The sequence below is a fragment of the Actinopolymorpha sp. NPDC004070 genome (assembly GCF_040610475.1).
Classification (GTDB): Bacteria; Actinomycetota; Actinomycetes; order Propionibacteriales; family Actinopolymorphaceae; genus Actinopolymorpha.
In genome coordinates this window covers 396,613-423,022 of record NZ_JBEXMJ010000002.1, presented here as the reverse complement: position 1 = coordinate 423,022, position 26,410 = coordinate 396,613, and the positions used below count along the sequence as shown (strand labels likewise).

At 73.1% G+C, this 26,410-nt stretch carries 23 protein-coding genes, 1 tRNA gene and 1 riboswitch; of the genes, 12 read left to right on the top strand and 12 right to left on the bottom strand.

Annotated elements, in window-relative coordinates:
- Window positions 1-80: 80 nt before the first annotated feature.
- Both ABZV93_RS05505 and ABZV93_RS05500 read right to left on the bottom strand, forming a co-directional pair.
- The gene (locus ABZV93_RS05505; protein ID WP_354930798.1) at window positions 81-1,136 is read right to left on the bottom strand and encodes a 2-dehydropantoate 2-reductase; all 1,056 of its coding nucleotides are present in this window, start codon (window positions 1,134-1,136) and stop codon (window positions 81-83) included.
- Window positions 1,137-1,214: 78 nt separating this feature from the next.
- Window positions 1,215-2,753 carry a hypothetical protein gene (locus ABZV93_RS05500; protein WP_354930795.1) on the bottom strand — a complete coding sequence of 513 codons (1,539 nt, stop codon included), beginning with the start codon at window positions 2,751-2,753 and terminating at the stop codon, window positions 1,215-1,217.
- A 149-nt stretch (window positions 2,754-2,902) separates the two neighbouring features.
- Window positions 2,903-3,010, top strand: a riboswitch (SAM riboswitch).
- Between the two features lie 38 nt (window positions 3,011-3,048).
- On the opposite strand from ABZV93_RS05500, the gene ABZV93_RS05495 reads away from it, so the two are divergent.
- The 3 genes from ABZV93_RS05495 (at window position 3,049) to ABZV93_RS05485 (ending at window position 5,814) form a co-directional block, all read left to right on the top strand.
- A complete protein-coding gene (locus tag ABZV93_RS05495) occupies window positions 3,049-4,569 on the top strand; it encodes an aminotransferase class V-fold PLP-dependent enzyme (RefSeq protein WP_354930792.1) in 1,521 nt (506 codons plus the stop codon).
- 187 nt (window positions 4,570-4,756) lie between these two features.
- Complete coding sequence (locus ABZV93_RS05490) at window positions 4,757-5,350, top strand: cysteine dioxygenase family protein (protein WP_354930789.1); 594 nt, start codon at window positions 4,757-4,759, stop codon at window positions 5,348-5,350.
- Window positions 5,347-5,814, top strand: a complete 468-nt coding sequence (locus ABZV93_RS05485) for a rhodanese-like domain-containing protein (protein ID WP_354930786.1) — start codon at window positions 5,347-5,349, stop codon at window positions 5,812-5,814. The genes ABZV93_RS05490 and ABZV93_RS05485 overlap by 4 nt, the downstream gene beginning before the upstream one ends.
- Before the next feature lie 142 nt (window positions 5,815-5,956).
- Here ABZV93_RS05485 and ABZV93_RS05480 read toward each other — a convergent pair whose 3' ends face one another.
- The 3 genes from ABZV93_RS05480 to ABZV93_RS05470 form a co-directional block, all read right to left on the bottom strand.
- On the bottom strand, window positions 5,957-7,162 hold the full coding sequence (locus ABZV93_RS05480) for a glycoside hydrolase family 6 protein (RefSeq protein WP_354930783.1): 1,206 nt from the start codon (window positions 7,160-7,162) through the stop codon (window positions 5,957-5,959).
- A 250-nt stretch (window positions 7,163-7,412) separates the two neighbouring features.
- On the bottom strand, window positions 7,413-8,294 hold the full coding sequence (locus tag ABZV93_RS05475; RefSeq protein WP_354930780.1) for an LLM class flavin-dependent oxidoreductase: 882 nt from the start codon (window positions 8,292-8,294) through the stop codon (window positions 7,413-7,415).
- A gap of 87 nt (window positions 8,295-8,381) precedes the next feature.
- Complete coding sequence (locus ABZV93_RS05470; RefSeq protein WP_354930777.1) at window positions 8,382-8,870, bottom strand: glutathione peroxidase; 489 nt, start codon at window positions 8,868-8,870, stop codon at window positions 8,382-8,384.
- 188 nt (window positions 8,871-9,058) lie between these two features.
- Here ABZV93_RS05470 and ABZV93_RS05465 point away from each other — a divergent pair, with 188 nt between their 5' ends.
- Together ABZV93_RS05465 and ABZV93_RS05460 are read left to right on the top strand one after the other, a co-directional pair.
- Entirely contained in the window at window positions 9,059-10,063 is a 1,005-nt protein-coding gene (locus ABZV93_RS05465) for an RNA polymerase sigma-70 factor (protein WP_354930774.1), read from the top strand.
- A 100-nt stretch (window positions 10,064-10,163) separates the two neighbouring features.
- Window positions 10,164-11,453, top strand: a complete 1,290-nt coding sequence (locus ABZV93_RS05460; protein ID WP_354930771.1) for an NAD(P)-binding protein — start codon at window positions 10,164-10,166, stop codon at window positions 11,451-11,453.
- Here the strand turns inward: ABZV93_RS05460 and ABZV93_RS05455 are convergent.
- The 4 genes from ABZV93_RS05455 to ABZV93_RS05440 form a co-directional block, all read right to left on the bottom strand.
- Window positions 11,369-12,064: a response regulator transcription factor gene (locus ABZV93_RS05455; RefSeq protein WP_354930768.1), complete on the bottom strand. Its 696-nt coding sequence runs from the start codon at window positions 12,062-12,064 to the stop codon at window positions 11,369-11,371. The two genes, ABZV93_RS05460 and ABZV93_RS05455, sit on opposite strands and share 85 nt — an antisense overlap.
- Window positions 12,061-13,458, bottom strand: a complete 1,398-nt coding sequence (locus ABZV93_RS05450; protein ID WP_354930765.1) for a sensor histidine kinase — start codon at window positions 13,456-13,458, stop codon at window positions 12,061-12,063. The genes ABZV93_RS05455 and ABZV93_RS05450 overlap by 4 nt, the downstream gene beginning before the upstream one ends.
- Window positions 13,459-13,533: 75 nt before the next feature.
- Window positions 13,534-14,268: an ABC transporter permease gene (locus ABZV93_RS05445; protein WP_354930762.1), complete on the bottom strand. Its 735-nt coding sequence runs from the start codon at window positions 14,266-14,268 to the stop codon at window positions 13,534-13,536.
- A 133-nt stretch (window positions 14,269-14,401) separates the two neighbouring features.
- A complete protein-coding gene (locus tag ABZV93_RS05440) occupies window positions 14,402-15,310 on the bottom strand; it encodes an ABC transporter ATP-binding protein (protein WP_354930759.1) in 909 nt (302 codons plus the stop codon).
- A gap of 339 nt (window positions 15,311-15,649) precedes the next feature.
- Here ABZV93_RS05440 and ABZV93_RS05435 point away from each other — a divergent pair, with 339 nt between their 5' ends.
- Window positions 15,650-17,164 (top strand): PLP-dependent aminotransferase family protein, encoded by a 1,515-nt coding sequence (locus ABZV93_RS05435; protein WP_354930756.1) that lies wholly within the window; start codon window positions 15,650-15,652, stop codon window positions 17,162-17,164.
- A 13-nt stretch (window positions 17,165-17,177) separates the two neighbouring features.
- Window positions 17,178-17,609 carry a MarR family transcriptional regulator gene (locus tag ABZV93_RS05430; RefSeq protein ID WP_354931370.1) on the top strand — a complete coding sequence of 144 codons (432 nt, stop codon included), beginning with the start codon at window positions 17,178-17,180 and terminating at the stop codon, window positions 17,607-17,609.
- A gap of 45 nt (window positions 17,610-17,654) precedes the next feature.
- Here ABZV93_RS05430 and ABZV93_RS05425 read toward each other — a convergent pair whose 3' ends face one another.
- The 3 genes from ABZV93_RS05425 to ABZV93_RS05415 form a co-directional block, all read right to left on the bottom strand.
- Window positions 17,655-18,590, bottom strand: a complete 936-nt coding sequence (locus ABZV93_RS05425) for a beta-ketoacyl-ACP synthase III (RefSeq protein WP_354930753.1) — start codon at window positions 18,588-18,590, stop codon at window positions 17,655-17,657.
- Window positions 18,587-19,912, bottom strand: a complete 1,326-nt coding sequence (locus ABZV93_RS05420) for an amidase (RefSeq protein ID WP_354930751.1) — start codon at window positions 19,910-19,912, stop codon at window positions 18,587-18,589. Before ABZV93_RS05420 ends, ABZV93_RS05425 begins: the two co-directional genes overlap by 4 nt.
- 132 nt (window positions 19,913-20,044) lie before the next feature.
- Window positions 20,045-20,131, bottom strand: a tRNA-Leu gene (locus ABZV93_RS05415).
- 331 nt (window positions 20,132-20,462) lie between these two features.
- On the opposite strand from ABZV93_RS05415, the gene ABZV93_RS05410 reads away from it, so the two are divergent.
- The 5 genes from ABZV93_RS05410 (at window position 20,463) to ABZV93_RS05390 (ending at window position 26,395) form a co-directional block, all read left to right on the top strand.
- On the top strand, window positions 20,463-21,308 hold the full coding sequence (locus ABZV93_RS05410; protein ID WP_354930748.1) for a DUF3662 and FHA domain-containing protein: 846 nt from the start codon (window positions 20,463-20,465) through the stop codon (window positions 21,306-21,308).
- On the top strand, window positions 21,308-21,784 hold the full coding sequence (locus tag ABZV93_RS05405) for an FHA domain-containing protein (RefSeq protein ID WP_354930745.1): 477 nt from the start codon (window positions 21,308-21,310) through the stop codon (window positions 21,782-21,784). The genes ABZV93_RS05410 and ABZV93_RS05405 overlap by 1 nt, the downstream gene beginning before the upstream one ends.
- A gap of 135 nt (window positions 21,785-21,919) precedes the next feature.
- Complete coding sequence (locus ABZV93_RS05400) at window positions 21,920-23,503, top strand: protein phosphatase 2C domain-containing protein (RefSeq protein ID WP_354930742.1); 1,584 nt, start codon at window positions 21,920-21,922, stop codon at window positions 23,501-23,503.
- On the top strand, window positions 23,500-24,936 hold the full coding sequence (locus ABZV93_RS05395; protein ID WP_354930739.1) for an FtsW/RodA/SpoVE family cell cycle protein: 1,437 nt from the start codon (window positions 23,500-23,502) through the stop codon (window positions 24,934-24,936). Before ABZV93_RS05400 ends, ABZV93_RS05395 begins: the two co-directional genes overlap by 4 nt.
- A gap of 7 nt (window positions 24,937-24,943) precedes the next feature.
- Window positions 24,944-26,395 (top strand): penicillin-binding transpeptidase domain-containing protein, encoded by a 1,452-nt coding sequence (locus ABZV93_RS05390; protein WP_354930736.1) that lies wholly within the window; start codon window positions 24,944-24,946, stop codon window positions 26,393-26,395.
- Window positions 26,396-26,410 lie beyond the last annotated feature (15 nt).

Sequence of the window (26,410 nt, the reverse complement as noted above, 5' to 3'; positions counted from 1 at the left end):
TCCGTCCGGAGCGGGCGGCTTCCCTACGACGTGGGGAGTACGGCCTGCTCCGGCTCGGGCGTCCTGCCGACTCAGGCGGCTCAGCCGACGCCCGTGGACGCGGCCGACTCCTCCGCCTCGGCCGCCTCCAGCAGCTTCCAGAAGTCCGCGACCCGGAGCGAACCGGGCGGATCGCCCGCCCGGGCCGCCTGGTTGGCCAACCGGCGGGCGAGCTCGTTCGCGGGCGTGGGTACGCCGTGCAGGCGGCCGAGCAGCACGATCTCGCCGTTCAGGTGGTCGGCCTCGATCGCTCCCGTGGCCCGGGCCAGGCTCTGCCAGGAGGAGCTTCCGGTGCGGGACTGGCCGTTGACCGGGCGGACCTGGATCAGGTCGCCGCGCCGGGCACGGTCCTCCTCGAACGACATGAACTCGATGCCGGCCACCTCGAGCACCGCCGTGCCCTCCGCGCGCAGCCGCTCGACGATCTCCCGCGGGTCGTCGCCGTCGGCGTCGTCGGAACGGCCGCACAGCGCGTCGATGGCGTTGCCGAGGTTGCCCAGCAGTTTGACGTACTTGCCGCGCATGATGTCCTGCCGCGGCTCGCAGGCGAACGTCGCGGACCGGAACGCCGCCGCGATCCGCTCGGCGGTGTCGTCCACTCCGCGCGGGTAGCGGCCGAGGTCCAGGATGCCGGTCACCGGGGCCGACTGCGCCTGCACCACGCCAGGGGTGAGGTGGGTCGCGGGGAACATCACGTGCACGCCGTAGACGTTGGCGAAGTGCCGCAGCACGGTGGCCTCGTTGGCCACGCCGTTCTGCACGCACACCACCGGCGTCGCCGGGTCGGCCACGGCGGCCAGGGCGCGGACGGCGGCCTCGGTGTCGGTGCTCTTCATCGCGAGCAGCACGACGTCGCCCGGACGCCAGTCGACCTCGTCCGGCCCGGCGACCGCGGGGATGGGCAGCGTCTGCGTACCGTCGGGGGACTCCACCCGCAGGCCGTCGGCCCTGATCGCTTCCAGGTGCGCGCCGCGGGCGATCAGCACGACCTCGTGGCCGGCCGCGTGCAGCCGGGCACCGAGTACGCCACCGATCGCGCCCGCGCCGTAGACGACGAACCGCTGTACCGTGCTGTTGCTGGATTGATCAGAAGCCACGGACCGAGCCTGCCAGCAGGCTGCCCGGATCGCCAGTCGGTGTCCGCCGGCGTCCGTACGTCAGCCGCTGTCCGTACGTCAGCCGCTCGGCGAGATCCGCGGCGGGATTCCCCCTACGGTGAGCAGCCGGCCGGGTCCCAGCGACCCCACGGCGGGCAGGTCGACCACCCGGACCGAGCGGTCGCCGGCGAGCCGCCGGACACTCGCCGGTGGAAGCTGGTCGCGTCCGTGTGCGAACACGAGGTACGACACCGGTGTGTTCGGCGGCAGGTCGCGCGACCGCACCTGTCCGAGACTCGCCGTCGCGCAGCCGGAGTACCACCCGACCTCGGGCTGGTAACCGGTCACCACCACGCACCGGGCGCCCGAGCCGATGGATCCCGCCGAGTCACCGAGCGCCCCACCGGACTCCGCTGCCAGCGCCGCGGCCGCCGCCACCAGGGACTCTCGCTCGCTGGTCACGTCGCGCAGCGGCCCGCGGGCGACGAGCAGACCGGTCACCGGCATCGTCGCCACCGCACCGGCCGCGAGTACGCCGAGCAACAGCCGGGCGCGTGCGCGGGCCCACTCCGCCAGTGCCGCCACTCCGGCCAGAGTCAGCCAGAACACCGACATGAACACGAACCTCGGCTCACCGTGCGCGGCCAGTCCGATCGAGACGACGAGCGTGACGGCGGCAAGCACCGCGAACACCGTACGGCGGTCCTCCGGTCGTGGCCTGCGGCGAGCCAGTCGCCACGCCGCGAGCGCCCCCGCGAAAAGCCCGGCGGCCATCACCACCCCACCCCAGGGCCCGGCAAGTTTCACGGGGAACATCCGCACGTAGGTGAGCAGGCCGCCGAGCCCCTCCGAGTGGCCTGCGTCGGCGGATGCGCGCACCATGCCGAACGGCGACCCGGTCCGGCGTTCGGCGGTGACGAGGTGCGGCGCCAGCCCCACCGCCAGCACCGCGGCCACGCCGAGCAGGCCGCGCCACCGGGCCAGCCACGCCCGCGGTCCCCAGGCCACCGCGGCGGCGAGGGCCAGCGCGAGGACGCCCGCGACCGCGCCGTACCGCAGGTAGAACGCACCGAGCGCGAACCCGGCCGCGGCCGGCAGCCACCGGTCCCGGCCGCCGGCTCGCTGGGAGCCGGTACGCCGGACCGGCACCGTGTTGCCTTCCTGGGCGCGGACCAGGCAGTACGCCGCTCCGGCCAGCAGCCCGGCGGTCCCGACATCGGTGAGGAACTCCGGGACCCGGCGCACGAACCCCGGCCCGGACAGCACGAGCAGTGCGACCACGACGCCGCGCGCCGGCCCGAGCAGTCCGATCCCGATCCAGCAGAACAGCCCGAACGCCAGCAACGCGAGCAGCAACCCCACGACCCGGACGGACGCCACGCTCTCGTGCACCGCGAGTGCGGCGTAGCCCAGGGCCGGCAGTCCGGGCGCACGGTGATCACCCCACTGTGCGCTCGGTGCCCCCGTCAGCCAGGATCGCGCCTTGGCCGCGTAGACCGCCTCGTCGTGCCCGAGGTAGGGGATCGACGACTGGAGTGCCGCCCAGACGGCGGCGGTGAGCGCGAGGACGCCGAGCACGAAAGCCCAGGTCGGAGGCCTGCGTGCGAGCCGGTCCATGCGCACTGTCCGTATTGCAGACCGCGATTTCATTATTTGAGACATACCATCGCCCGTTCCCGACAACCGTTACTGTGACTTCCGGTCACGAGTGCCAGCAGGAGACTCGGCCACCGCAGGTTCACGGCGCGATCCGCGCCCGCCGACGTGGTGGACGAGACTCGCCAGCCCCGGCTTGCTGGCCGGCAACCCTCCTCCGCGGTGGGGTGCCCCGGGTGAGGACCAGGTCGCGCCGGCCGGTGCGGCAAGCGCGGGACCCCACACCCACGGGTCCCCGAGACCTGTGAGGTGTGTTGTGAGTCTTCTGAGTGCCGTGGCGGTCCGGGCCGAACGCCGTACGCCCGACATCACCCCCGACATCCCGCTCCCGTCCCGGGCCGACCGGGTGACGTCCGGCGCCGATCGTTTCGCCGCGGCACCCCAGGTGGGTGCCGCCCCGCTGCTGCCCGTGGTGGGCGCTGACCTCCCGGTCCCGCTGGTCACCGGCGAGACCACGGCGTACGCCAACCTCGACTACGCCGCGAGCGCGCCGTGCCTGTCCGAGGTGGCCGCGCACCTGGCGCAGGTGGCGCCCTACTACGCGAGCGTGCACCGGGGCGCGGGGTACGCGTCGCGGGTCAGCACCGCGCGCTACGAACATGCTCGTGCCCAGGTCGCGGCGTTCGTGGGAGCACGCGCCGACGACGTGGTCGTGTTCACCCGCAACACCACCGACGCGCTGAACCTGCTGGCCAGGTGCGTGCCCGGCCGCACCGAGGACGGCGGGGAGGGCGACGCCGGCGACGTGCTCTTCCTCGACATCGAGCACCACGCCAACCTGCTGCCGTGGCGGCGGGGCCGGCACCGGTGCGTGGTCGCCGGTACGACCCAGCGGGCCACGCTGGTCGCCCTGCGCGCAGAACTCGCCGCCCGGCCGGCCACGCTGGTCGCGATCACCGGCGCGTCCAACGTCACCGGCGAGGTGCTTCCCCTGGACGCGATCGTCGCCGCGGCCCACCAGGCCGGCGCCCGGGTCGTCCTGGACGCCGCCCAGCTCGCGCCCCACCGGCGGATCGACCTGGCCGCCGGCGGCGTCGACTACGTGGCGTTCTCCGGGCACAAGCTCTACGCGCCGCTGGGCGTAGGTGTCCTGGTCGGGCGCCGCGACTGGCTGGACGCGGCCCCGGCGTACCTCCCCGGCGGCGGCGCCGTCCGCGAGGTGACTCTCACCGGCACCATCTGGGCGGACGCCCCGCAGCGCCACGAGGGCGGCACCCCCAACGTGCTAGGCGCGGCGGCACTGGGCCAGGCCTGCGAGACCCTGGCCGCACTGCCCGACGGCGCGCTGGCCGCGCACGAGGAGGCGCTGCGGGCCCGGCTGGTCGCTCGGCTGGACGCCCTGCCCGGCGTACTCCGGCACCGGATCTGGCGGGACAGCCCGGACGCGATCGGCGTGGTGGCGTTCAGCGTGGACGGCTACCACCCCGGGCTCGTCGCGGCGTACCTGTCCGCCGAGCACGGCATCGGCGTCCGTGACGGGAAGTTCTGCGCGCACCCGCTGCTGTCGCGGCTGGGCGCGCCCGACGGGACGCTGCGGGCGAGCTTCGGCGTCGGCACCACGCTGGTCGACGTCGACCGGCTCGCCGACGCGGTGGAGGGCCTGCTGGTGGCCGGGCCGCGGTGGGAGTACGCCGTGGTCGACGGGCGCTGGGAGCCGGTCCACGACACCCGCCCGGTGCCGGAGTGGGCCGGCGCGGCGACCGTCGGCGCCCCCTCCCTGGGCGGGTTCGCGGGTACCGGCGGCACGTCGCCGTGCGAGCAGGAGGCCCGGCCGTGACCCGCCGGCTCCTGCCCCTGCTCGACGTGTTCTGGAACGGTCGGCGGGGCGACCACTTCGACCAGCGGTGTCGGTGCGCCGCTGGTCCGTCCGCCTGACCTGCCCGGAGGACACCTGCCCGGCACGGGCGTGGGACCAGCGGTTCGAGCAACCCATCGTCGGCTCGACTCGTTCCCCGGAGACACCCATGTCCGCGACATCCCTGAACTTCAGCGACACCTCCGCCTCCTCCACCTCCGTCCCCTTCACCGGCGGCCGCACCGCGGGCGGGCGGTTCGGCGTCGACGTGCCGAGCGTTGCCTCCGCGGCCGCGCTGGTACGCCGGGTCGCCGCCGACCCGCGACTGTGGCAGGACCAGCTGCGCTTCGGTCACGGCGACGAACGCTGGTACGCCCGCCTCGACGTCGATCCGGACCACGAGGTGTGGCTGATCGCCTGGCTGCCGGGACAGGGCACCGGGCTGCACGACCACGGCGAGGCCCTCGGCGCGTTCACCGTCGTGCGCGGTGCGCTGACCGAGACCACCGTCACCCCGGCCGACGCGCCGCCCACCGGCCGGATCAGTCCCGGCACCGTGGTACGCCCCACCCGCCGGCACTTCGGCGCGGGTCAGGTCCGCGGCTTCGGGTACGAACACGTCCATGACGTCGCCAACACCGGCGACGTCCCCGCGGTCAGCGTCCACGCGTACGCGCCCGAACTCACTGCCATGACGAGGTACGCCGTGGTGGACCGGCGGCTGACCGTGCTGTCCTCAGAACGCGTAGGAGTCGACTGGTGACCACGCCCGTAAGGCCGACGCCGGAGCATCCCTGGCCGGAGCACCCCTCGCCCGAACGGGCCGCGCCCGTACGCCGCACGATCGACGATGTCCTCGCGCGGGCACGCGCCCGGCTCACCCGCCTCAGCCCGGAGCAGGCGTACGACCGGGTGCGGTCTGGCGCGGTGCTGGTCGACATCCGCCCCAGCGAGCAGCGGGCCCGGGAGGGGCAGGTCGAGGGTGCGGTGCCGGGTGCGCTGGTGGTCGAACGCAACGTCCTGGAGTGGCGGTTCGACCCGGCCAGCGACGCCCGGCTGCCGCAGGCGACGGGGTACGACGTCGAGGTCCTCGTCCTGTGCTCGGAGGGCTACACGTCCAGCCTCGCGGCGGCCGCGCTGCAGGACCTCGGCCTGCACCTCGCGACCGACGTCGAGGGTGGCTTCGTCGCCTGGGCCGCCGCCGGCCTGCCCACCCGATCGGACTGACCGAGCCGGAGACCGGGATTCTCGAGCGCGGATTCTTCCGCGGAAGAATCCGACGAGACCAGCGGAACCGGCCGAGACGACAGACCGCACCGGCCAGGGCCGCGATCCGATTCGCCGCCGGCCGCGGTCGGGCGCGGGAGATTCAGCTGGTACGGAGGACGGCCCACAGGTCGGCGCCGCGGCGAAGGCCCAGCGCCAGGCCGGGCCGCCAGCCGGGCGGGTCGGTCTCGGTGAGCAGGGAGTACGCGAGGGTGGGGCTGAACTCGCCCGCCCGCAAGGTGGCGCCGACGCCGCACTGCCCGTCGGACTCACCGGGCGGCCGCGCCCACACCTGCATGTCCAGCCCGTCCGCGCCGCCGAGACGTGGTGCCAGCCCGACCCGCTGACCAGGCGGGTTGCACCACTGCACGTCCTCGCTCGGCCGGCCGTTGCGGCTGGTGTCGACGAGGAACCGCGACGAGATCCCCTTCTCACCGAGCGCGTCGGCGATCGCGTGGCCGTAGTCGACGTTCGCGTCCGTCGACCGGTAGTTGGAGACGTTCAGGGCGAAGCCACGCGCGTTCGCCACGTGGGCCTGGCGCAGCCGCTCCGCCATCACTTCGGGCGACACCCAGGCGACGTGCCCGGCGTCGACGTACACCCACGTACCGGGTGAGACGGCGCGGAACCGGTCCACGGCGTACGCGATCAGTTGGTCGTACTGGCGCTGCAACGCCGCGGGCAGGCAGGTCTGCCCGGCCAGCGCGTCGGGTTCGAGAATCACCACGGCGGGGCGGGAGCCGATCCCCGTGGCCAGCCCGTCGATCCAGGACCGGTAGGCCGCGGAGTCGGACGCGCCGCCCGCGCTGTAGCCGCCGCAGTCGCGGTGCGGGATGTTGTACGCCACCAGGACTGGCAGCCGGTGTGCCCGCGCGGCGCTCGCGGCGTACTCCCGCGCCGAGGTGGCGTCGTCCCAGCCGCCCAGGAACCACCTGGCGACCGGCCGCTGCGCGATCCCCTCCGCGATCAGGGCCCGCCGCGGGTCGCGGGGGTTGTCACGGACCCAGGCGGTGGGCTGGCCGCGCCGGTCGACGTAGAAGCCGTTGGTACGCGAGACCGGGTTGTCCGTCGTGGGATGCGGGGACATCGGCCAGGTGGGACCGTTCGAGGACAGTTCGTTCGTCGGGCCGATCAGCATCGCGGTGACCGCGGCCACCGCCAGGATCGCGCCCGCGCCCACCATGCGCCGGGTGCGCCGGCCAGGCTCGAACGGCGCGATCACCGGCCGCAGCCTCCACCTCAGCCGAGATCCCAGGTCACGCCGCCGCGCCTGGTCCGGAATGTCGCGCAGGATGTCCCGAAGGCCCATGCCGCTCCCCTCGCCGAGCGGGGCGCACGACTCGCACGCGACATCGGCGCCACGACCGCCCACGGTGGCCAACAGCCGCCAACGTAACCCCGCACGTGTGGGCCGGGCGCCGAACTCCGGCGGAGAGGGGAGGCAGGTTCACCCGAACAGGGGAGCGGCCCTCACCCGCGCCGCGCGTCTCCCGCCGGCCTGCTCCGGGTGACCACGGCGCGGCACCTCAGGTCCTGCGGCTGACAGTGCGAAGGGAGGATCAGGCGCGTTCGGCGGCGACCTGGTCGCGGACGGCGGGGATCACCTCGGCGGCGAACCGCCGCCACTGGTCCGCGTCGTCCGCCCCCAGCACGAACGTGTCGAACCCGAGGCCCACGGCGAGGTCGGTCAGCTCGTCCACCCACTGGCCGGCGGGACCGCGCAGGAGTCCCTCGGACCGGCCGGCGGTGAGCGTTCCGGCGACGTTGAGAATCCGGCGTACGTCGGCCGGACGGCGGCCCGCTGCCAGCGCGGCCTCGTCGATCCGGGCCGCCCCCTCGACCAGCGCACCGACGTCGCCGTCGCGGAGGGAGGGCAGCCATCCGTCGGCGGATCGTCCGGTCAGCGCGAGTGCACGCGGGCCGTGGACACCCAGCCAGATGCCGATCGGATGCGCGGGCACCGGGCCGGCGGTCGCCCCGGCGAGCCGATGGAAGCGGCCCTCGTACCGCAGGTCGCGCTGCCCGCTCCACAGCAGCCGGATCACCTCGATCGCCTCGCCGAGACCGGTGATCGCCTCGCCGGGCGTGCGCCGGGTGCCGCCGTACGCCTCGATCGCGTCCCAGAACGCGCCGCTGCCCAGGCCGAGCTCGCACCGCCCGCCGCTGAGCACGTCCAGGCTCGCGGCGGCCTTGGCGAGCACGGCCGGCGGGCGCAGGGCGAGGTTGGCCACGTCGGGAAAGACCCGGATCCGCTCGGTGCGGGCGGCGATCATCGCCAGCAGCGTCCACGTCTCGACGTAGCGGCGCTGGTACGGGTGGTCCTGGACGCCCACGCAGTCGAAACCAGCCCGCTCCAGCTCCCGGGCGGTGTCCAACAGCGGGTCGGCGGCGTTCGGCACCAGGAAGTACCCGAACGCCAGATCCCGCCCGTAGTCGGGCATCTCGCCCCCTCCCCGACGATCCCGGCGAGACCCCGCAGACGACCGCCGGCCCGGCGCCCGTCTGCGGCCTCCGGGGTCGCGGCGCGGTTACTTCGGCAGGTTCTGCTCGATCGTCTCCACCAGCTTGGGGTCGTCCGGGTCGGTCCCGGGGCGGAACCGCGCGACGATCTTGCCGTCCGGCGAGATCACGAACTTCTCGAAGTTCCACTGGATGTCGCCGGCCTCGCCCTCGGCGTCGGGCACGGCGGTCAGCTCGTCGTAGATCGGGTGCCGGTCGGGCCCGTTGACCTCGATCTTCTCGTACATCGGGAACGTCACGCCATACGTCGTCGAGCAGAACTCCTGGATCTCCTCGGCCGTGCCCGGCTCCTGCCCGCCGAACTGGTTGCACGGGAAACCGACAACCGAGAACCCGCGGTCGGCGTACTGCTCGTGCAGCCTCTCCAGGCCGGTGTACTGCGGAGTCAGGCCGCACTTGGACGCGACGTTGACGACCAGCAGGGCGCGCCCGGCCAGGTCGCCCAGGGATCCGGGTGCACCGGCCAGCGTTCGTACAGGGGTGTCGTAGATGCTCACGCGTGTGGGTCCTTCCGTCGAGGTGGCTCCCGCCGTACCCCCATCAAACCCCAGGACGCCAACCCGGAGAACGCCGCGACCGGCCGGCCGCCCGCGACCGGCCGCCCGGCATGTCACCAACTACCGGCCGGCCTCGTCTACGGTCGAGTTCGCGGCGGCAGCTCGGCGGGGTGACAGGAGGCGCGGTCATGACCATGGCGCACGATCCGGAGAGCCCTGGTGGGGTCGAGGAGCCGCAGGCGGAGGGCGCGGACGCACTCGACTCCGGCGACGCCGGAGATCCCGGCGACCCCGGCATCCCCGCTGACCCGACGGCGGTCTTCGACGAACACCGGGACCTGCTGTTCGGCGTCGCCTACCGCGTCCTCGGCCGCGCGGTCGACGCCGAGGACGTCGTCCAGGACGCCTGGCTGCGCTGGCGCGAGGTGGACCACGCGAGCGTGCGGGATCCCCGCGCGTACCTCGTCCGGGTGGTGACCCACCTCGCCGTCGACCGGCTGCGCAGCGCCCAGCACCGGCGCGAGACGTACGTCGGGCCGTGGCTGCCCGAGCCGATCCTCACCGCGCCCGACATCGCCGACGACGTGGCGCTGGCCGACTCGGTGTCGTTCGGGATGCTGGTGGTGCTGGAAACCCTGTCCCCGTTGGAACGCGCGGTGTTCGTGCTGCGGGAGGCGTTCGGGTTCTCCCACGCCGAGATCGCCCAGACGCTCGGCCGGTCCGAGGAGGCCGTCCGCCAGCTCGCCCGGCGTGCCCGCCAGCACGTGGAGTCGCGCCGGCCGAGGTTCGAGACTGACCGGGGCACCCAGCGGGACGCGACCGAACGCTTCCTGGCGGCCGCGAACTCCGGCGACCTGGCCGGGCTGATGAACCTCCTCGCCCCCGACGTCGCTCTGCACAGCGACGGCGGCGGCGTGGCCAAGGCGGCCCTGCGCGTCATCGAGGGCGCGGACAAGGTGGCCCGCTTCCTGACCGGCATCGCCCAGAAGCCGCCACCGGAACCGCGCGCCTACCTCGCCTCCGTCAACGGGCGGTTGGCGCTGGTGGTCACCTCGCGCGGAGAGCCACACAGTGTGTTCTCGCTGGACGTCGTGGACGGGCTGGTGACGACCATTCACCTCCAGGTCAACCCGGACAAGCTGCACGGCCTGCACGACATCGCGGCCGTGGGAGACCCGGTCGGCCTCTCTTAGCCCGGACTTCGGGAGCCTCCGTGTCACGTCCGACCGGCGTACCCCGTCGTGCTGGTGTCGTCTGCCGAGTCGGGCGGGCGGCACCTGTGAAGGGGTAACGATGACGCACCACACCGTCCGTGCCGACCACACCGACCACACCGTCCGTGCCGACCATCCCGGAAAGGCCGGACCTGCCGACCTCACCGTGATCGGCGGCGGACTGGGTGGGCTGGTGGCCGCGATCGCGGCGGCCGAGCAGGGCGCCCGGGTCCAGCTCCTGGAGGCGCACCGCACGCTGGGCGGCCGAGCGCGGTCGACGAGCATGCCGTACGTCACGAACGACGGCCCGCACGCGCTCTACAGCGACGGCCCGCACTGGTCGTGGCTGGTCGAACGCGGCCTGGCCACCCCCGCCAGGCCGGCGCCGCTGGGGGCGACGTTCCGGCTGCGGTTCCGCCAGGAAGGCCGGCTGCGCACCCTGCCGTCCCGGGACGTCCTCGCCGCCGCGGCCCACCGGCGCCTGCGGGCACCCGTCGACCAGGACTTCACCAGCTGGGCGAGCGGCCGGTTCGGTGACCGGGCCGCGCCCGCGCTGGCCGCCGCCACTGGCGTGACGGTGTACGACCACAACCCGGGGAGGCTGTCCGCGGCGTACGTCTGGGAACGGTTCCAGCGGCTCGTCCGGCCCGGACGACCGGCCGCCCGCTACGTCGTCGGTGGTTGGCAGGCCATGGTCGACCGGCTGGCCGCGCGGGCCCGCGAGCTCGGCGTCGTGATCGAGACCTGCGCCCGGGTCGACGCCGTACCGACGCGGAGACCGGTGATCGTGGCCACCTCGCTGCCCGCGGCCCGGCGACTACTCGGCGATCCCGCGCTGACCTGGGAGAGCGGCCGGGCGGTGCTGCTCGACCTGGGCCTGCGTCAGCACCGCGGCGACCCGTTCATCGTGTTCGACCTGGACGAGGCGGGGTTCGTCGAGCGCGTGACCGTTCCCGATCCGTCCCTCGCACCCGCGGGACACTCGCTGGTCCAGGCCCAGCTGCCGCTGCGGCTGGGCGAGTCGAAGGCGGCGGGGATTGCCCGGCTGGAGAGGACGCTCGACCTGTCCCTGCCCGGCTGGCGGGACCGCGTGACGTGGCGGCGCGACGCGGTGGCGTCCGGGCGTACGGGCGCGGTGGACCTGCCCGGGACGAGCTGGCTGGACCGGCCGGCGATCGACCGCGGCGACGGCGTCTTCCTCGTCGGTGACCAGGTGGCCGCGCCGGGCATGCTCGGCGAGGTGACGATGGCCAGCGCGAGAAAGGCCGCCGAACTCGCCGTTGCTCAGCTGCGACCGGGCATCAACAGTCCACGGTCGAACGCGACCGCCACCGCCGCGGCCCGGTCGTTCACACCGAGCTTGCCGTAGATGTGCAGCAGGTGCGTCTTGACCGTCGCCTCGCTGATGAACAGCTTGGCGGCGGCCTCGCGGTTGGTGGAGCCGCGCGCGATCAGGCCGAGCACCTCCAGCTCCCGCTGGCTCAGCGGCTCCACCGCCGGCCGCCGGACCTGACCGAGCAGCCGGGTCGCCACCGCGGGGGACAGCACGGCCTCTCCGCGGGCGGCCGCCACCACCGCGCGGAACAGTTCCTCGCGAGGAGCGTCCTTGAGGAGGTAGCCGGTCGCGCCCGCCTCGATCGCAGTCACCACGTCGCTGTCGGTGTCGTACGTCGTGAGCACCAGCACCCGCGCCTGCGTACCGGCCTCGGCCAGCCGGGTGATCGCCGTGACCCCGTCCATCACCGGCATCCGCAGGTCCATCAGAACGACGTCCGGCCGCAACTGCGGCACCATGCGGACCGCCTCGGTACCGTCGGCGGCCTCGCCCACCACCTCGAACCTCGGGTCGGCGCCGAACATCCCGTGCAATCCGTCACGGACGACGGGATGGTCGTCGACGATCAGCACCCGGATCGGGTCGGCGGGCGTGGGCAGCGAGGTCGGCGGAGTCGGCGGTGTCGGCGGTGTCGGCGGTGTCATGGCGTACCCCCGGCGTCGATCGCGGGTACGACGGCCGACAGGGCGGTGCCGGCGCCCGGCTCGGACTCCACCTCGAACCGGCCGGCCAGCCGCTGCACCCGCTGCCGCATCGCCGTCAGGCCGTAGTGGCCCTGGTCGGGGCGGGCGTGGGACGGGAGGTCGGCCGGAGAGTCGGCGTTCGCGACGGGTTCAGCTCCTTCGGCCGCCGGGCCGCCGACCTGTGCCGGCACCTGGACCGGCACCGGGGCCGGAACCGGCCCGGCGGAGAGGGCCGCCGGTACGAATCCGATCCCGTCGTCGCGGACGTCCAGCGACACGACGTCCTCCATGTAGGAGAGGGTGAGTCCGACCCGCGTCGCCCGGGCGTGCTTGGCGACGTTCGTCAGCGCCTCCTGCGCGGTCCGCAGCAACGCCACCTCCACCTCCGGATGCAGCGGGCGGGCGGTCCCGGTGGTGGTCACCTCGGCGGCCACGCCGTGCAGCGTCGACCAGCGGCCCGCGACCTCGGCGAGCGCTTCGGGCAGCCGCGCCGTCTCCAGCGCCTCCGGCCGGATCGCGCGCACCGAACGCCGCGCCTCCGACAGGCTCTCCCGGGCCAGCCGGGTGGCGTTGTCCAGATGCCGTCGCCACGCCTCGACGTCGGCGCCGTCACCGGCGGGTCCCGCCAGGGCGGCCGCCTCGAGTTGGGTGATGATGCCGGTCAGCCCCTGGGCGAGGGTGTCGTGGATCTCCCGGGCCATCCGCTGGCGCTCGTCCAGAATCCCGGCCTCCCGCGCCTGCGTGAGCAGTTGGGCGTGCAGGCCGGCGTTCTCGGCGAGGGCGTCCTGCAGCCGCTGGTTGGCCTCGGCCAGCTCGCTGACGGTCCGCCGGCGTTCCTCGTGCTCGCGTTCGTTGGCCATGGCGAAGAAGGTGACGATGCTGGCGATGCCGACGTTGACCAGCAGGAGCACGCCGAGCGCCGCGAGGTAGTACGGGTCGGCCTTGGGCAGGCCGCCGCCGGTCTGGGAGCTCGCGGCGATCAGTCCGGTCAGCGCGATCCCGGCGTACCTCCAGCGCCCACGCAGGAATGCACCCGCGTGCAGGTAACCGACCCAGACGAAGATCCCGAACCACGGGCTCCGCACGACCATCGCGGCGGACAGGACGACGAACCCGGCGAAGTAGATCCGTGCGTACGCCGGACGCTCGACCAGGGTGGGACGCCGGGTGATCCAGGCGTAGACCCAGACGCCGGTCAGCACCGCGAGCCCGACCGAGATGCGCGTCGCGGACCAGGAGCCCGCCTGGATCGCGGTGGGCACCATGGACGCCACCAGCAGGACGTACGGGAGAACGGTGTAGACCGGGCTCTCCAGGCTCTCCCATCGCCGCACGCTGAACCGCCGCGAAGCCATCGGACCGCCTCCCTCCCTGATCACGGCGCTCCGGACGGAGAATCCGCCGCCTGCGAATCTGCCCACACCGCGAGATCACTCCCAGCGGAACATCCGGGCGGCGACCGCGGCGGCGACCGCGGCGATCGCCGCCATTATCGCCAGCTGGAGCAGCTGCGGGCCGCCGCCGGTCCAGGCATCCTGCAGCGCCTGCACCCCCGGTGGCGCGTACTGACCGAGCGTCACCACCAGGTCGGGCAGGAGGTACCGGGGCAGGAACACCCCGCCGAGGAACATGCACACGAAGTAGATCGGCATCGCGATCGCGGCGACCGCGCGGGTGCTCGACGCGGTGGCCGCCGCCAGCGTCCCCAGCGCGAACATCGACCCCCCGCCGAACAGCAGGGCCGCGGCGAAACCGAGCGGGTGGCGCGGCATCGGCACGTCGAAGGCGAGGTACCCGACGAGCATCAGCAGGCCGATCGCCACCAGCGCGACGACGGCGTTCACGACGAGTTGGGCGGCGAGCAGGTTGCGGGGGTGCACCGGGGTGGTCGACAACCGGCGCAGGATGCCCTTCTCCCGGTAGCCCGCCAGCCGGGTCGGCATCGTGTTCACCCCGAGCAGGGCGAGCACCAGGACGATCAGCGAGGGCATGAAGACGTCCACGAACCGCATGCCGCCGAACAGCTCGTCCGGCCGGCGCAGTGCGGGGATCAGGCCCAGGACGACCAGGAGCAGGGTGGGGAAGGCGATGGTCAGTACCGCCATCCCGGTCTCGCGGAGGAACAGCTTCGCCTCCACGGCGGTGAGCTTGGCCAGGGCGGACATGGGGTTTCTCTTTCCGGTGCGGGGGTCGGCGGGCCGCGGTGGGATGCCCGCTGGTGGGGTGGGCTGGGCTGGTGGGTTGGGCTGGGCTGGTGGGTTGGGCTGTCGGCTGGTGGGGCGGGCTGTCGGCTGGCTGTCAGTTGGCGAGGGCCCGGCCGGTGAGCTCGACGAACGCGTCGTCCAGGCTCGCCTGCTCCACCCGCAGTTCGTGGGCGACGACCTGGCGCCGGGCCAGGGTGGAGGTGACTGCGGCCAGCACGTCGCCGGTCCCGGTGACGACCACCAGGTCGCCCGTCCGGCTCACACCGGTCACGTCCACCAGGTCGGCGAAGACGTCGTCGGGCAGCGGCGCCGACGGCCGGAACCTGATCCGCTGCTCGCCTCCCGTGCGGGCGACCAGGCCGGCCGGGGTGTCCACCGCGACCACCCGGCCCGAGTCGATCACCGCGAGCCGGTCACAGAGGCGTTCGGCCTCGGCCATGAAGTGGGTGACCAGCACGATCGTGACGCCGCTGTCGCGGACCTGCTCGATCAGGTTCCAGGTGTCGCGGCGCGCCTGCGGGTCCAGGCCGGTGGTCAGCTCGTCCAGGATCGCGACCTCGGGGTTGCCGATCAGCGCCAGCGCGATGGAGACCCGTTGCTTCTGCCCTCCGGACAGCTTCGCGAACACGGTGTTCCGCTGGCCGGCCAGCCCCAGCCGTTCGGTCAGCTCCCGCCAGTCCGCCGGCGCGCGGTAGAAGGAGGCGTACAGCTCCAGCGCCTCCCGCACCCGCAGTTGGCCGGGCAGCTCGCTCTCCTGGAGCTGGCAGCCGAGGTGTTCGCGGAGCGCGGCCCGGTCGCGGCGGGGGTCCAGCCCGAGCACCCGCAGGTCGCCCGCGTCGGGGGTCCGCAGACCGCTCACGCACTCGACGGTGGTGGTCTTGCCCGCACCGTTGGGGCCCAGGATGCCGAAGATTTCACCGGCCTCCACCGTGAGCGAGACGTCGTCGACCGCGACCTTCTCGCCGTACCGCTTCTGCAGGTGGGACACCTCGATGACCGGCATGGCGCCGCCCTTTCGTCGTACGGCCGGACGCTCGGCCGGGTCTTTCCGTGGCTGGTTCCGGTGGCTGGCTCCGGTGGCTGGCTCCGGTGGCTGGCTCCGGTGGCTGGCTCCGGTGGCTGGCTCCGGTGGCTTCGAGTCTGGCGGTCGGGTGGGGCCGGGCGGATCGCCCGACCGGCCACACCTGCGATCAACCGATCGGTTGATGGGCGTCGATGGGCGTGCTGACGGGTGTACGGGATCGGCAGGGCGGACCGCGGTCCTGGTGGCGGCTCGGCGGAGGTTCGGCGGAGCTCGGCTGTGGATTGGCCGGGGATTGGTGCGGGCGTACGATCCCTGAACATGGCGATCACCCGAGCCAAACTGGCCTGGGACACCCTCCTCGACGTCGAGGGCTCCGGGCCGCTGCACGAACGCCTCACCCGGGCGCTGCGGCACGCGATCCGGACCGGCCGACTCGGGGCCGGCAGCGCGCTGCCACCCAGCCGCGCCCTCGCGGTCGACCTGGGCTGCTCGCGGTGGGTGGTCACCCAGGCGTACGAACAACTCGTCGCGGAGGGCTACCTCACCGCCCGGACCGGCTCGGCCACCGTCGTCCGCGCGGACGCACCGACCGGACACCGGACCGTCCAGCCGACCACCCGGTCCGTCGTCCAGCTCACCAGTCGGCCCACCGGCCGGCCCGCAGGTCAGCCCGCAGGTCAGCCCGGCGCACGGACGCACGCGACCGGGCCGACCAGAGCGTCGGTCGGCACACCGTACGACCTGGCTCCCGGTCTGCCGGACCTGCGCGAGTTTCCCCGGCGACGCTGGGCGGAGGCCGTCCGCACCCAGCTGTCCACCGTGTCGTACACCGATCTGGGCTATCCGCCGCCGGGCGGCACCGCGCACCTGCGGCAGGTCCTCGCCGACTATCTCCGCCGCTGCCGCGGCGCCCATCCACATGCCGGTGACCTGCGGATCACCGCCGGTGTCACCGACGGGGTGACCCAGCTCGGCCGGATGCTCCGCGCCGAGGGACACACCCACATCGGCGTCGAGGACCCTGGTTGGACCCGGCTGCGGGAGGCGCTGGAGCGGGTCGGCCTGGAACCCGTCGGGATCCCCGTCGACGGCGACGGGCTGCTGGTGGACGAGCTCGCCAATGATCCGCGGGTGCGTGCCGTGGTCGTCACACCGGCCCACCAGTTCCCGACCGGCGTGGTGCTCGGTCCGGCCCGCCGTGCTGCGCTGCTGGCCTGGGCGCGGGAGGTCGACGGGGTCGTGCTCGAGGACGACTACGACGCGGAGTTCCGCTACGACCGGCGGCCGGTGGGCACCCTGCAGGGAACCGACCCGGCCCGGGTCGCGCTGTTCGGCTCACTGTCGAAAACCCTGTCACCGGCCATCGGAATCGGCTGGCTTCTCCCGCCGGGCCGCTGGGCCGCCGCGCTCCGTGAGACGCCGGAGCACCGCACGTCCGGGCCGCCGGTGATCGACCAGCTCGCGCTGGCGTCGTTCGTGGAGACCGGTGGGTACGACCGGCACCTGCGCGCGGCCCGGCACCGGTACCGCCACCGGCGGGACGCCCTGGTGGCCGCACTCGGCACGAGCCTGCCCCGGTGCGAGCTGTCCGGCGTCGCCGCCGGGCTGCACCTCGTCCTCCACCTGCGACCCGACACTCCCGCCGCGACCGTCGTCGCCCGGGCCGCCGCCCGCGGCGTCCGGCTCGCCGACCTCGACGGCTACCGGCTGCACCCCGACCCGGCCCGGCCGGCACTCGTACTGGGCTACGGCAACCTGCCCGACAACGCCGTCGCCACCGCAGTCGCGCGGCTCACCGACGCGATCCGGGCCGCCGCCGGCGAGGGAGAATGACGCCGTGACGACGATGCCGCGCAGCTTCCCACGCGATGAGTTCCAGGGCGTCTTCTGGGCCACCAAGCGGGCCCTCGCCGAGGCGGCCGACGTGGCCTACCGCGCACACGGCGTCCGCGACGGCCAGCAGTTCCTGCTCAGGGAGCTGTGGAAGGAGGACGGCCTCCCCCCCGGTGAGCTCGCCCGCCGACTCGGCCTGGCCACCCCCACCGTGACCCGGGCCGCGATCCGGATGGAGGCCGCCGGGCTCGTCACCCGCGAACCTGACCTCCGCGACCGCCGGTTGGTCCGCATCCATCTCACCGAGCGCGGGCGGGAACTCGAGGGCGTCCTGGACGCGGAGACGCGGGCGCTGTCGGACCGGGCGCTGGCCGGGTTCGACGAGGACGACCGCGCGGCGCTGATCCGGGCGCTGGAGCGGATCCGGGGCAACCTCGGCTCCTGAGTCACCTCCGGAGCCTCGGTCAGGGTCAGCGGGACAGCCCCTCGGTCAGGGGCAGCGCACCACCTGTCCGGCGTACGCCAGTCCGCCGCCGAACCCGAACAGCAACGCCGGCGCACCCGTCGGCACCTCGCCGCGTTCGACCAGCTTCGACAGCGCCAGCGGCACGCTGGCCGCCGAGGTGTTGCCCGACTCCACCAGGTCCCGGGCGAGCACCGCGTTCGTCGCGCCGAGCTGGCGTACCAGCGGCTCGATGATGCGCAGGTTGGCCTGGTGGGGTACGACCGCGGCGAGGTCGGCCGGGGCGACGCCGGCCCGCGCGCACACCTCCCGGGCGATCGGCGCGAGCTTCGTGGTCGCCCAGCGGAACACCGCCTGGCCCTCCTGGCTGAACACCCCGGGCTGGCCCTCGATGCGCACCGCGTCGCCCAGTTCCGGCGCCGAACCCCACACCACAGGCCCGATCCCCGGCTCCTCCGACGCGGTCACCACCGCGGCACCGGCTCCGTCGCCGACCAGGATGCAGGTCGACCGGTCGGTCCAGTCGGTGACCTCCGACAGCTTCTCCGACCCGATCACGAGCGCCGCGCGCGCCGCACCGGCCCGGATGGCGTGATCGGCGGTGGCGAGCGCGTAGCAGAACCCCGAGCAGGCGGTGTTGATGTCGTACGCCGCCGGTGCGGCGATCCCGAGGCGGGCGGCGACCCGGGCGGCCATGCTCGGCGACCGGTCGACCGCGGTGCAGGTGGCGACGACCACCAGGTCGACCTCGCCCGCGGTGTGCCCTGAGGCCGACAGCGCCTTCTCCGCCGCGGCGGCCGCCATCTCGTCCACCGTCTCCGACTCGGCGATGTGGCGGGTACGGATGCCGACCCTGCTCTGGATCCACTCGTCGTTGGTGTCGACCAGCCGGGCGATGTCGTCGTTGGTGAGCACCTTCGGGGGCTGGTAGTGGCCCATGGCCACAATCTGCGAACCGCTCATCGAAGTCCTTCGCGTCGTCGGGTAGTTCCCATGGCGGCTGCCAACCGCCGCGCCCAGGCCAGCAGGGTCTCGTCGGCGCCCGGGCGGCCCACGCACTGCAGCCCGACCGGCAGCCCGTCGACCAGACCGGCCGGCACGCTCACCGACGGAAGCCTGGCCTGGGTCCAGGGCAGCGTCATCAGCGGGCTTCCGGTGGAGTCCAGGCTCGCCGGGGCGGGTCCGGTCGCCGCGGGTGCGATCCACCCGTCGATCCCCTCGGCGTCCATGCGCCGCACCAGGTCGTCGGCGAAGTGCTGCCGCCGTGCCAGCGCGTCGGCGTACTCGGCCTCGGACACCCGCTGTCCGTCGCGGACCGCGGCGGCCGTCAGCGGGTGGTAGAGATCGGCGTACGCCGCGAACCAGCGCTCGTGCACCCGCGCGAACTCGAAGCCGTTGATCGTCCGGTTGCGCCGGTTGACCTCGTCGACGTCGTCGAGCATCCCGATCCGGCGGACGGTGTAACCGGCGGCGGTCAGCGTCTCCACCTGCGCGGCGAACGCCTGCCGGGCCGCCGGGGTCGCCTGCCGCAGGTAAGCACCGTCGGGTACGCCGAGCACGGGGAGCCCCCGCGACGGCGGATCGGCCACCAGGTCCGGGCGCCAGTCCGTGCACAGGACGCCGGCCGCCCTGGCCGCGGTGTCCACGTCGACGGCGAGGATGCCGACCGTGTCGAAGGTCGGGGCGTTCGGCACCAGTCCGTCGGCCGGGATCCGGCCGTGACCGGGCTTGAAGCCGACGATCCCGCAGTACGCCGCCGGGCGCAGCACCGAGCCGACCGTCTGCGTACCCAGCGCCAGCGGCACCAGTCCGGCGGCCACTGCCGCCGCGGACCCGCTGCTGGAACCGCCGGGCGTGTGACCCGGCCGGTGCGGGTTACGGGTGGGCCCGGGCGCCACGGAGGCGAACTCCGCGGTCACCGTCTTGCCCGCCAGCACCGCGCCGGCGTCCCGGAGCCGGGTGACCGCACCGCCCTCGGGACCGGCGAGCACCTCCGGCGGCAGCCGCGATCCGGCGGCCGTGGGCAGTCCGTCGACGTGCAAGATGTCCTTCACCCCGACCGGGACGCCGAAGAGCGCGGGCCTGTCGAGACCGTGACCCGTGCCGGAGCCGGCCAGAGCGGTGAGATCGCGGAGATCGCGCCGTAGGCGCTCACGCCGTCCGGGCTCGGCGACGAACGCGTGCAGGTCGGCGGCGGCGTCGATCCGTGCGCACAGAGAGTCGGCGGACTCGGGATCGTCCGGATCGAGGGCATGCCGGTCCAGCCCTGCCCACGTCTGCGCCATCTCCCCACAGTGCCACACGTGTCCCCCCGGACCGGGAGGTTGTACGCCTTTCGTCCCGAATCACCGGGCCGGATCCAACAGGGAGACAACGAAAAACTCTCCCGGCCGATGGAGGCCGGGAGAGTTCGTAGCTGGTGCGCGAGGGGGGAGTTGAACCCCCACGCCCTTGCGGGCACAGGAACCTGAATCCTGCGCGTCTGCCTATTCCGCCACTCGCGCGCACACTGCAACCCCGTCACGCCGCACCGCGGTGATCTGGAGCGCCTAGAGGCTAGCACGGGCCCACTGGCGACGTTGTCCCCAGCTCGCCACACTTGTCCGGCCGACGGCACGCGACGTTCCGGGGGCGTCGGCGTGTAGAACGTCCCTGGACCTGTGGCAGCACCCCGGCGGCTCCTCGACAGCTCCCGGGGCGGTGTCCTGACGGATCGGCGAGGGTCCCGTCGTACGCCCGAGAACCCCCAGGGGGTGGTTGGAGTCAGCCGCACTCTGGAACGACAGTTACGATCGACGCGAACATGGCCGGCGCTGGTACGGGAAGGAGGTACCTGTGGGAGTCTTTCGACGCTTTGAGCGTGGCCTGGAAGGCATCGTGACGGGAACCTTCGCGCGCGTTTTCCGCTCGGCCGTCCAGCCGGTCGAGATCGCCTCCGCGCTGCAGCGGGAGCTCGACAACTCCGCCCAGGTGCTGTCCCGCGACTCCAGCCTGGTCCCCAACGACTTCGTTGTCGAGCTGTCACCGAGCGACCACGAACGGCTAGCACCCTACGACCAGACCCTCAGCAAGGAGCTCGCCGAGGTGGTGAGCCGGCACGCCAGCAACCAGAGCTACGCGTTCACCGGCCCGGTCACCGTCTCGTTCGAGCGCCAGGACGGACTGTCCACCGGACGGTTCCGGGTCCGCAGCAGCGCCGTCGCCCAGGTCACGCCCGGTCGCCGTCAGCCCTCGCCGGACCGCCGGCCGGGTCCGGGTGGCCCGCCGCGCGGACCGGGCCAGGGTCCGGGTCCCGGACAGGGTCAGGGGCCGAGACCCGGCCACGGGCCGGGACACGCGCCGCCGGGCAACGGCCCCGGTCAGCGACGGGCACCCGCGCCCGCCCCCTACCTCGAGGTCAACGGCCAGCGGCACCCGCTGGAGCCGCCGGGCGCCGTGCTCGGCCGGGGCACCGAAGCCGACCTCCGCATCACCGATCCGGGCGTCTCCCGCAGGCACGCCGAGATCCGCGTGGTGCAGGAAGGCCCCCGTTACACCGTCACCATCCACGATCTCGGTTCCACCAACGGGATCGTGGTCAACGGGCAGCGCGTCGACTACGCGCCGCTTCGGGAGGGCAGTCAGATCCTGCTCGGCAACACGCTCCTCGTCCTGCGCCACCCGGACGGAGCGCAGCGGTAGTGTCCGAACTCACCCTCACCATCATCAAGCTGGGCTTCCTCGCGGTGCTCTGGCTGTTCGTGCTGTCCGCCGTCTCGGTGATCCGTTCGGACCTGTTCGGCACCCGGGTCAGCGGATCGGGCAAGGCCGACCGGCCGCAGAAGAAGCCGGTCAAGCCCGCCAAGCCGCCGCGGCGCAAGCGAGGAGAGCCCACGACGGCGGTGGTGGTCCAGGGGGCGAGTTCGGGACTGCAGGTGCCGCTGGGCGACTCGCCGCTGGTGATCGGCCGGGGCGGGGAGTGCGAGCTGCAGATCGACGACGAGTACGTCTCCACCCGGCATGCTGTGCTGCGACCGCAGTCCGGCTCGTGGTACGCCGAGGACCTCGGCTCCACCAACGGCACCTTTGTGGGAGAGTCGCGCATCCACGGTCCGACCGCGGTCGGGCCAGGCATCCCTGTCCGCGTCGGCAAGACGATCATCGAGCTGTACAAGTAGGCGCGCCACGATGACCTGCGAGGTTGTACGGATGAGCGGAGTGACGCCCGGGCTGCCCGGTGCCGTCCGGCGGGCCGGTCGTGTCCGGTCCCGCCGCGTCCACCTTCCGACCTCTCCCGGCCAAGAGAAGGCAGGATGACGCTCGCGCTCCGGTACGCCGCCCGCACCGACGTCGGTCTCGGTCCGAAGAAGCGGAACGAGGACTCCGGCTACGCCGGGCCCTATCTGCTCGCCGTCGCCGACGGGATGGGCGGCGCGGTCGGAGGCGACGTCGCCAGTGCCATCACGATCACCACGGTGCGCGACCTCGACGTGGCCGAGCACGCGGAGCCCGACGAGGAGCTCAACCGGGTCGCGGCCGAGGCCAACTCGCGCATCGCCGCCCGCATCGAGACCGAGCCGCACCTGGAGGGCATGGGCACGACGCTGACGGCGATCCTGTTCGACGGGCACGTCGCGCACGTCGCCCACATCGGCGACTCCCGCGCCTACCTCCTGCGCGGTGGCCGGCTGCGGATGCTCACCCACGACCACACGTTCGTGCAGAGCCTGGTCGACGAGGGCCGGATCACTCCGGAGGAGGCCGAGTACCACCCGCACCGGTCGCTCATCATCCGGGTGCTCGAGGGCCGCCAGGACGCGCGACCCGACATCCAGCCGATCGAGGTCGACCCGGGCGACCGGTTCCTGGTCTGCTCCGACGGGCTGGACAACGCCGGGATCAAGGACCCCGTCATCGCGGAGATCCTCGGCCGGGCGGCCACGCCGGAAGAGGCCGCGACCAACCTGATCGAGGCGGCTCTCGACCACGGCAGCCCCGACAACGTGACCTGCGTGGTGGCCGATGTCGTCGATCCCGAGCGCGACGGCGGGCAGGGTGCGGCTGCGACGGCGATCGCCCTGGTCGGCGCGGTGGCCGCGGTCGACCCGGAGGTCAGCGCCGGCGGCAACAGCGTCACCTCCTCCCACCCCACCTCCACCCACGACGTCCTGGACGAGGACGACGACCTCACCCGGCCACGGACCGTCGGTGCCGACGACACCGACGTCGCGATCTCCGACGTCGACGCCGGAGTGCCCGGCGACCCCGACCGCGAGGAGGAGCTGCGCTACGCACCGCGCCCGCCGCGGCGGCGGTTCCGGTGGCTGGTGCGCGTCCTGTGCATCCTGGCGGTGCTGGCGCTGCTCGCGGTCGGCGTCCGGTGGGCGTACGACTGGACCCAGAAGCAGTACTACGTCGGCGCCTATCCCGCCGACGCGGCGGACAGCGGCGGCACCGGCACCGCCGCCCGGGTGGCGATCTTCCGCGGGATCTCCCAGCAGATCCCCGGCCTGCGGGTGTCCCAGCTCTACGAACTCGAGCCGCTGACCCTGGCCAAGCTCCCGCAGTACCACCGCGAGCGGGTTTCCAGCACGATCACGGCCAACGACCTCGGTGAGGCCCGGGCCATCGTCTCGATGCTGTCCGACGTGGCCCGCCGCTGCTCCGCCCAGGGCACTCCCAAGCCCACACCCACCCCGACGCCCAAGCCCACCGGCAAGGCCACACCCGGCCGGCCGAGCCCCACGAAGACGCCGAACGCCAACGCCGCCCTGCCCTCGCCGTCCGTCACCGAGTCCCCGGCGCAGCCCGGCAACCGCGCGGCCGGCGCACCCGACATCCCCCTCGAGTGCGATGGCGGCGAGGCCCCGACCCCGACCCCGACAGGTACGAAGTGAGCGACACTCAGCAGACCAACCCCGTGCAGCCCCGCAGGCGCCGCGGTGCCGAGCTGGTCCTGCTCGTCCTCGCGCTGGGAGTCGCCGTCGGTGCGTACGCCATCGTCGGCGTCGCGGTGACCGGTCACGTCTCCCCGCAGATCGTGTCGTACGCCCTGGGTCTCGTCCTGCTGGTGGGCATCGCCCACGTCGTGGTCCGCTACCGCGCGCCGTACGCCGACCCGATCCTGCTGCCCTGTGTCGTCCTGCTCAACGGCCTCGGCCTTGCCCTGATCCACCGGCTCGACCTGTCCAAGGTCAAGGCGGCCCAGGACGCCGGTGAGTCGATGCCCCACGTCGACGCACCCGCCCAGCTCACCTGGACCGCGGTCGGCGTGGCGGCGTTCATCGCCATGTTGCTGCTGATCCGCGACCATCGGTGGCTGCAGCGGGCCACCTACACCGCGCTGTTCGCGGGTGTGGCCCTGCTGCTCCTTCCGCTGGTGCCCGGGATCGGGGTGCGCTTCCAGGGCGCGCAGATCTGGGTGCGGTTCGCCGGGCTGTCGTTCCAGCCGGGCGAGGTGGCGAAGATGCTGCTGATCGTCTTCTTCGCCGGCTACCTCGTGGTCAAGAAGGAGGCGCTCGCCCTGGCCGGGCGGCGGTTCCTCGGCATCGATCTGCCCCGCGGCCGCGACCTTGGCCCGATCGTGTCCGCCTGGATGATCAGCCTGGCCATCCTGGTGTTCCAGCGCGACCTGGGCACCGCGGTGCTGTTCTTCGGCGTCTTCGTGATCATGTTGTACGTCGCGACCGAACGCCCCGGCTGGCTGTTCCTCGGCGGCACGATGTTCGTAGGCGGCGCGTGGTTCGCCTACATCGCCGCCACCCAGCTCGGCATCTCGCAGTTCTCCCACATCGCCAACCGCGTCAACGCCTGGCTGCACCCGTTCGACCCGGCCAACGCCAACGGCGCGTACCAGATCATCCAGTCGCTGTACGGCTTCGCCTACGGCGGGCTGCTCGGCCGCGGGCTCGGTGAGGGCCACCCGACACTGGTGCCGCTGGCCAAGAGCGACTTCATCGCAGCGGTGATCGGTGAGGAGCTCGGCCTGACCGGGCTGATGGCGATCCTGCTGCTGTACGGCGTGATCGTCGAACGCGGCCTGCGCACCGCCCTGGTCTGCCGCGACCAGTACGGCAAGCTGCTGGCCACCGGCATCGCCTCGGTCTTCGCGATCCAGGTGTTCGTGGTGATCGGCGGGGTGACCAAGCTGATCCCGCTCACCGGCCTCACCACCCCGTTCCTGTCCTACGGAGGTTCCTCGCTGGTCGCCAACTGGGCGCTGGTCGCCCTGATGCTGCGGATCAGCGACTTCGCGCGAAGGCCGGCCACCGTCCTGCCGCCCGCGCCGACCGAAGACGCCCTGACCCAGGTAGTGGTGGTACGCCGGTGATGTCTCGATGAACCGTTCGATCCGCCGGATCGCGGTGGCCTTCATGGTGCTGTTCCTGGCCCTGCTGGCCAACGCCAACTACATCCAGGTGTTCCAGGCGTCCGATCTCAACGACCGCGCCGACAACAAGCGGGTCACGCTGGACGAGTACGCCCGGGAGCGGGGCCCGATCATGGTCGGCGGCACCCAGGTCGCCTACTCCGTGAAGACCAAGGACGACCTGGTCTACCTCCGCAGGTACCGCGACCCGCAGTTGTACGGCCACCTCACCGGGTACTACTCCTACGTTCTCGGCCGGCGCGGCCTGGAAAAGGCGGAGAACTCCGTGCTGGCCGGGACCGACGACCGGCTGTTCGTCCGCCGGATCGTCGACCTGATCACCAACCGCCAGCCGCAGGGCGGCAGCGCTCTGCTGACGATCAACCCGAAGGCGCAGCAGGCGGCCTACGACGCGCTCGGCAACAACCGCGGCGCCGTGGTGGCTATCGAGCCGTCGACGGGCAAGATCCTGGCGATGGTGAGCAAGCCGACGTACGACCCCAACCAGCTCTCCTCCCACAACGCCAACTCGATCCTGAAGGCGGCCAACCAGCTGGAGGACAACTCCAGCAGGCCGATGGAGAACCGCGCGGCGCAGCGCCGTTACCCGCCGGGCTCGACGTTCAAGCTGGTCACCGCGGCGGCGGCCCTGTCCGGTGGGCGTTACAACCCCGACTCCAAGCTGCCCGCGCCGGCCGAGCTCGACCTGCCGCTGACCACGTTCAACATGAAGAACTGGCAGAACGGCCTGTGCGGCCCGGCGCCGCAGGTCACTCTCACCGAGGCCCTGGCCACCTCCTGCAACACCGCGTTCGCCGGGCTCGGGCTCAAGGTCGGCGACAAGGCGCTGCGCCAGCAGGCGGAGAAGTTCGGCTTCGGCCAGGAGTACCTCCAGGACCTCAACGCCGCCACCAGCGTGTTCCCCGGTGAGCTGAACCCCCCGCAGCTCGCGCAGAGCTCGATCGGCCAGTACGACGTCGCCGCCACGCCGCTGCAGATGGCGATGGTCTCCGCCGGCATCGCCAACGGCGGCAAGGTGATGCAGCCCTACGTCGTGGCCAAGGTGAGCGGGCCGGACCTGAAGACGCTCGAGGTGACCGAGCCACAGACCCTGTCCCAGGCGACGTCACCGGGCGTCGCCAGGCAGTTGACCCAGATGATGGTCAACGTCGTGGACCACGGCACCGGTGCGCCGGTGAAGATCGACGGGGTGTCGGTGGCCGGCAAGACGGGGACGGCGCAGACCACGCCGGACAAGCCGCCATACGCCTGGTTCGCGTCGTTCGCGCCGGCGAACGCACCCCAGGTGGCGGTGGCCGTGGTCATCGAGCACGCCAACGTGGGGCGCAACGAGATTTCCGGCGGGCGGCTGGCGGCCCCGGTGGCCAAGGCCGTGATGCGGGCGGTGATCGGGCGATGATGCCGCGACACCGTA

Excerpts from the sequence above, each read along its gene's own strand:
- ABZV93_RS05500 (WP_354930795.1), bottom strand. The coding sequence starts at position 2,753 with ATGGACCGGCTCGCACGCAGGCCTCCGACCTGGGCTTTCGTGCTCGGC.
- ABZV93_RS05490 (WP_354930789.1), top strand. The coding sequence starts at position 4,757 with ATGTCCGCGACATCCCTGAACTTCAGCGACACCTCCGCCTCCTCCACC.
- ABZV93_RS05480 (WP_354930783.1), bottom strand. The coding sequence starts at position 7,162 with ATGGGCCTTCGGGACATCCTGCGCGACATTCCGGACCAGGCGCGGCGG.
- ABZV93_RS05475 (WP_354930780.1), bottom strand. The coding sequence starts at position 8,294 with ATGCCCGACTACGGGCGGGATCTGGCGTTCGGGTACTTCCTGGTGCCG.
- ABZV93_RS05465 (WP_354930774.1), top strand. The coding sequence starts at position 9,059 with ATGACCATGGCGCACGATCCGGAGAGCCCTGGTGGGGTCGAGGAGCCG.
- ABZV93_RS05460 (WP_354930771.1), top strand. The coding sequence starts at position 10,164 with ATGACGCACCACACCGTCCGTGCCGACCACACCGACCACACCGTCCGT.
- ABZV93_RS05455 (WP_354930768.1), bottom strand. The coding sequence starts at position 12,064 with ATGACACCGCCGACACCGCCGACACCGCCGACTCCGCCGACCTCGCTG.
- ABZV93_RS05450 (WP_354930765.1), bottom strand. The coding sequence starts at position 13,458 with ATGGCTTCGCGGCGGTTCAGCGTGCGGCGATGGGAGAGCCTGGAGAGC.
- ABZV93_RS05445 (WP_354930762.1), bottom strand. The coding sequence starts at position 14,268 with ATGTCCGCCCTGGCCAAGCTCACCGCCGTGGAGGCGAAGCTGTTCCTC.
- ABZV93_RS05440 (WP_354930759.1), bottom strand. The coding sequence starts at position 15,310 with ATGCCGGTCATCGAGGTGTCCCACCTGCAGAAGCGGTACGGCGAGAAG.
- ABZV93_RS05435 (WP_354930756.1), top strand. The coding sequence starts at position 15,650 with ATGGCGATCACCCGAGCCAAACTGGCCTGGGACACCCTCCTCGACGTC.
- ABZV93_RS05430 (WP_354931370.1), top strand. The coding sequence starts at position 17,178 with ATGCCGCGCAGCTTCCCACGCGATGAGTTCCAGGGCGTCTTCTGGGCC.
- ABZV93_RS05425 (WP_354930753.1), bottom strand. The coding sequence starts at position 18,590 with ATGAGCGGTTCGCAGATTGTGGCCATGGGCCACTACCAGCCCCCGAAG.
- ABZV93_RS05420 (WP_354930751.1), bottom strand. The coding sequence starts at position 19,912 with ATGGCGCAGACGTGGGCAGGGCTGGACCGGCATGCCCTCGATCCGGAC.
- ABZV93_RS05400 (WP_354930742.1), top strand. The coding sequence starts at position 21,920 with ATGACGCTCGCGCTCCGGTACGCCGCCCGCACCGACGTCGGTCTCGGT.
- ABZV93_RS05390 (WP_354930736.1), top strand. The coding sequence starts at position 24,944 with ATGAACCGTTCGATCCGCCGGATCGCGGTGGCCTTCATGGTGCTGTTC.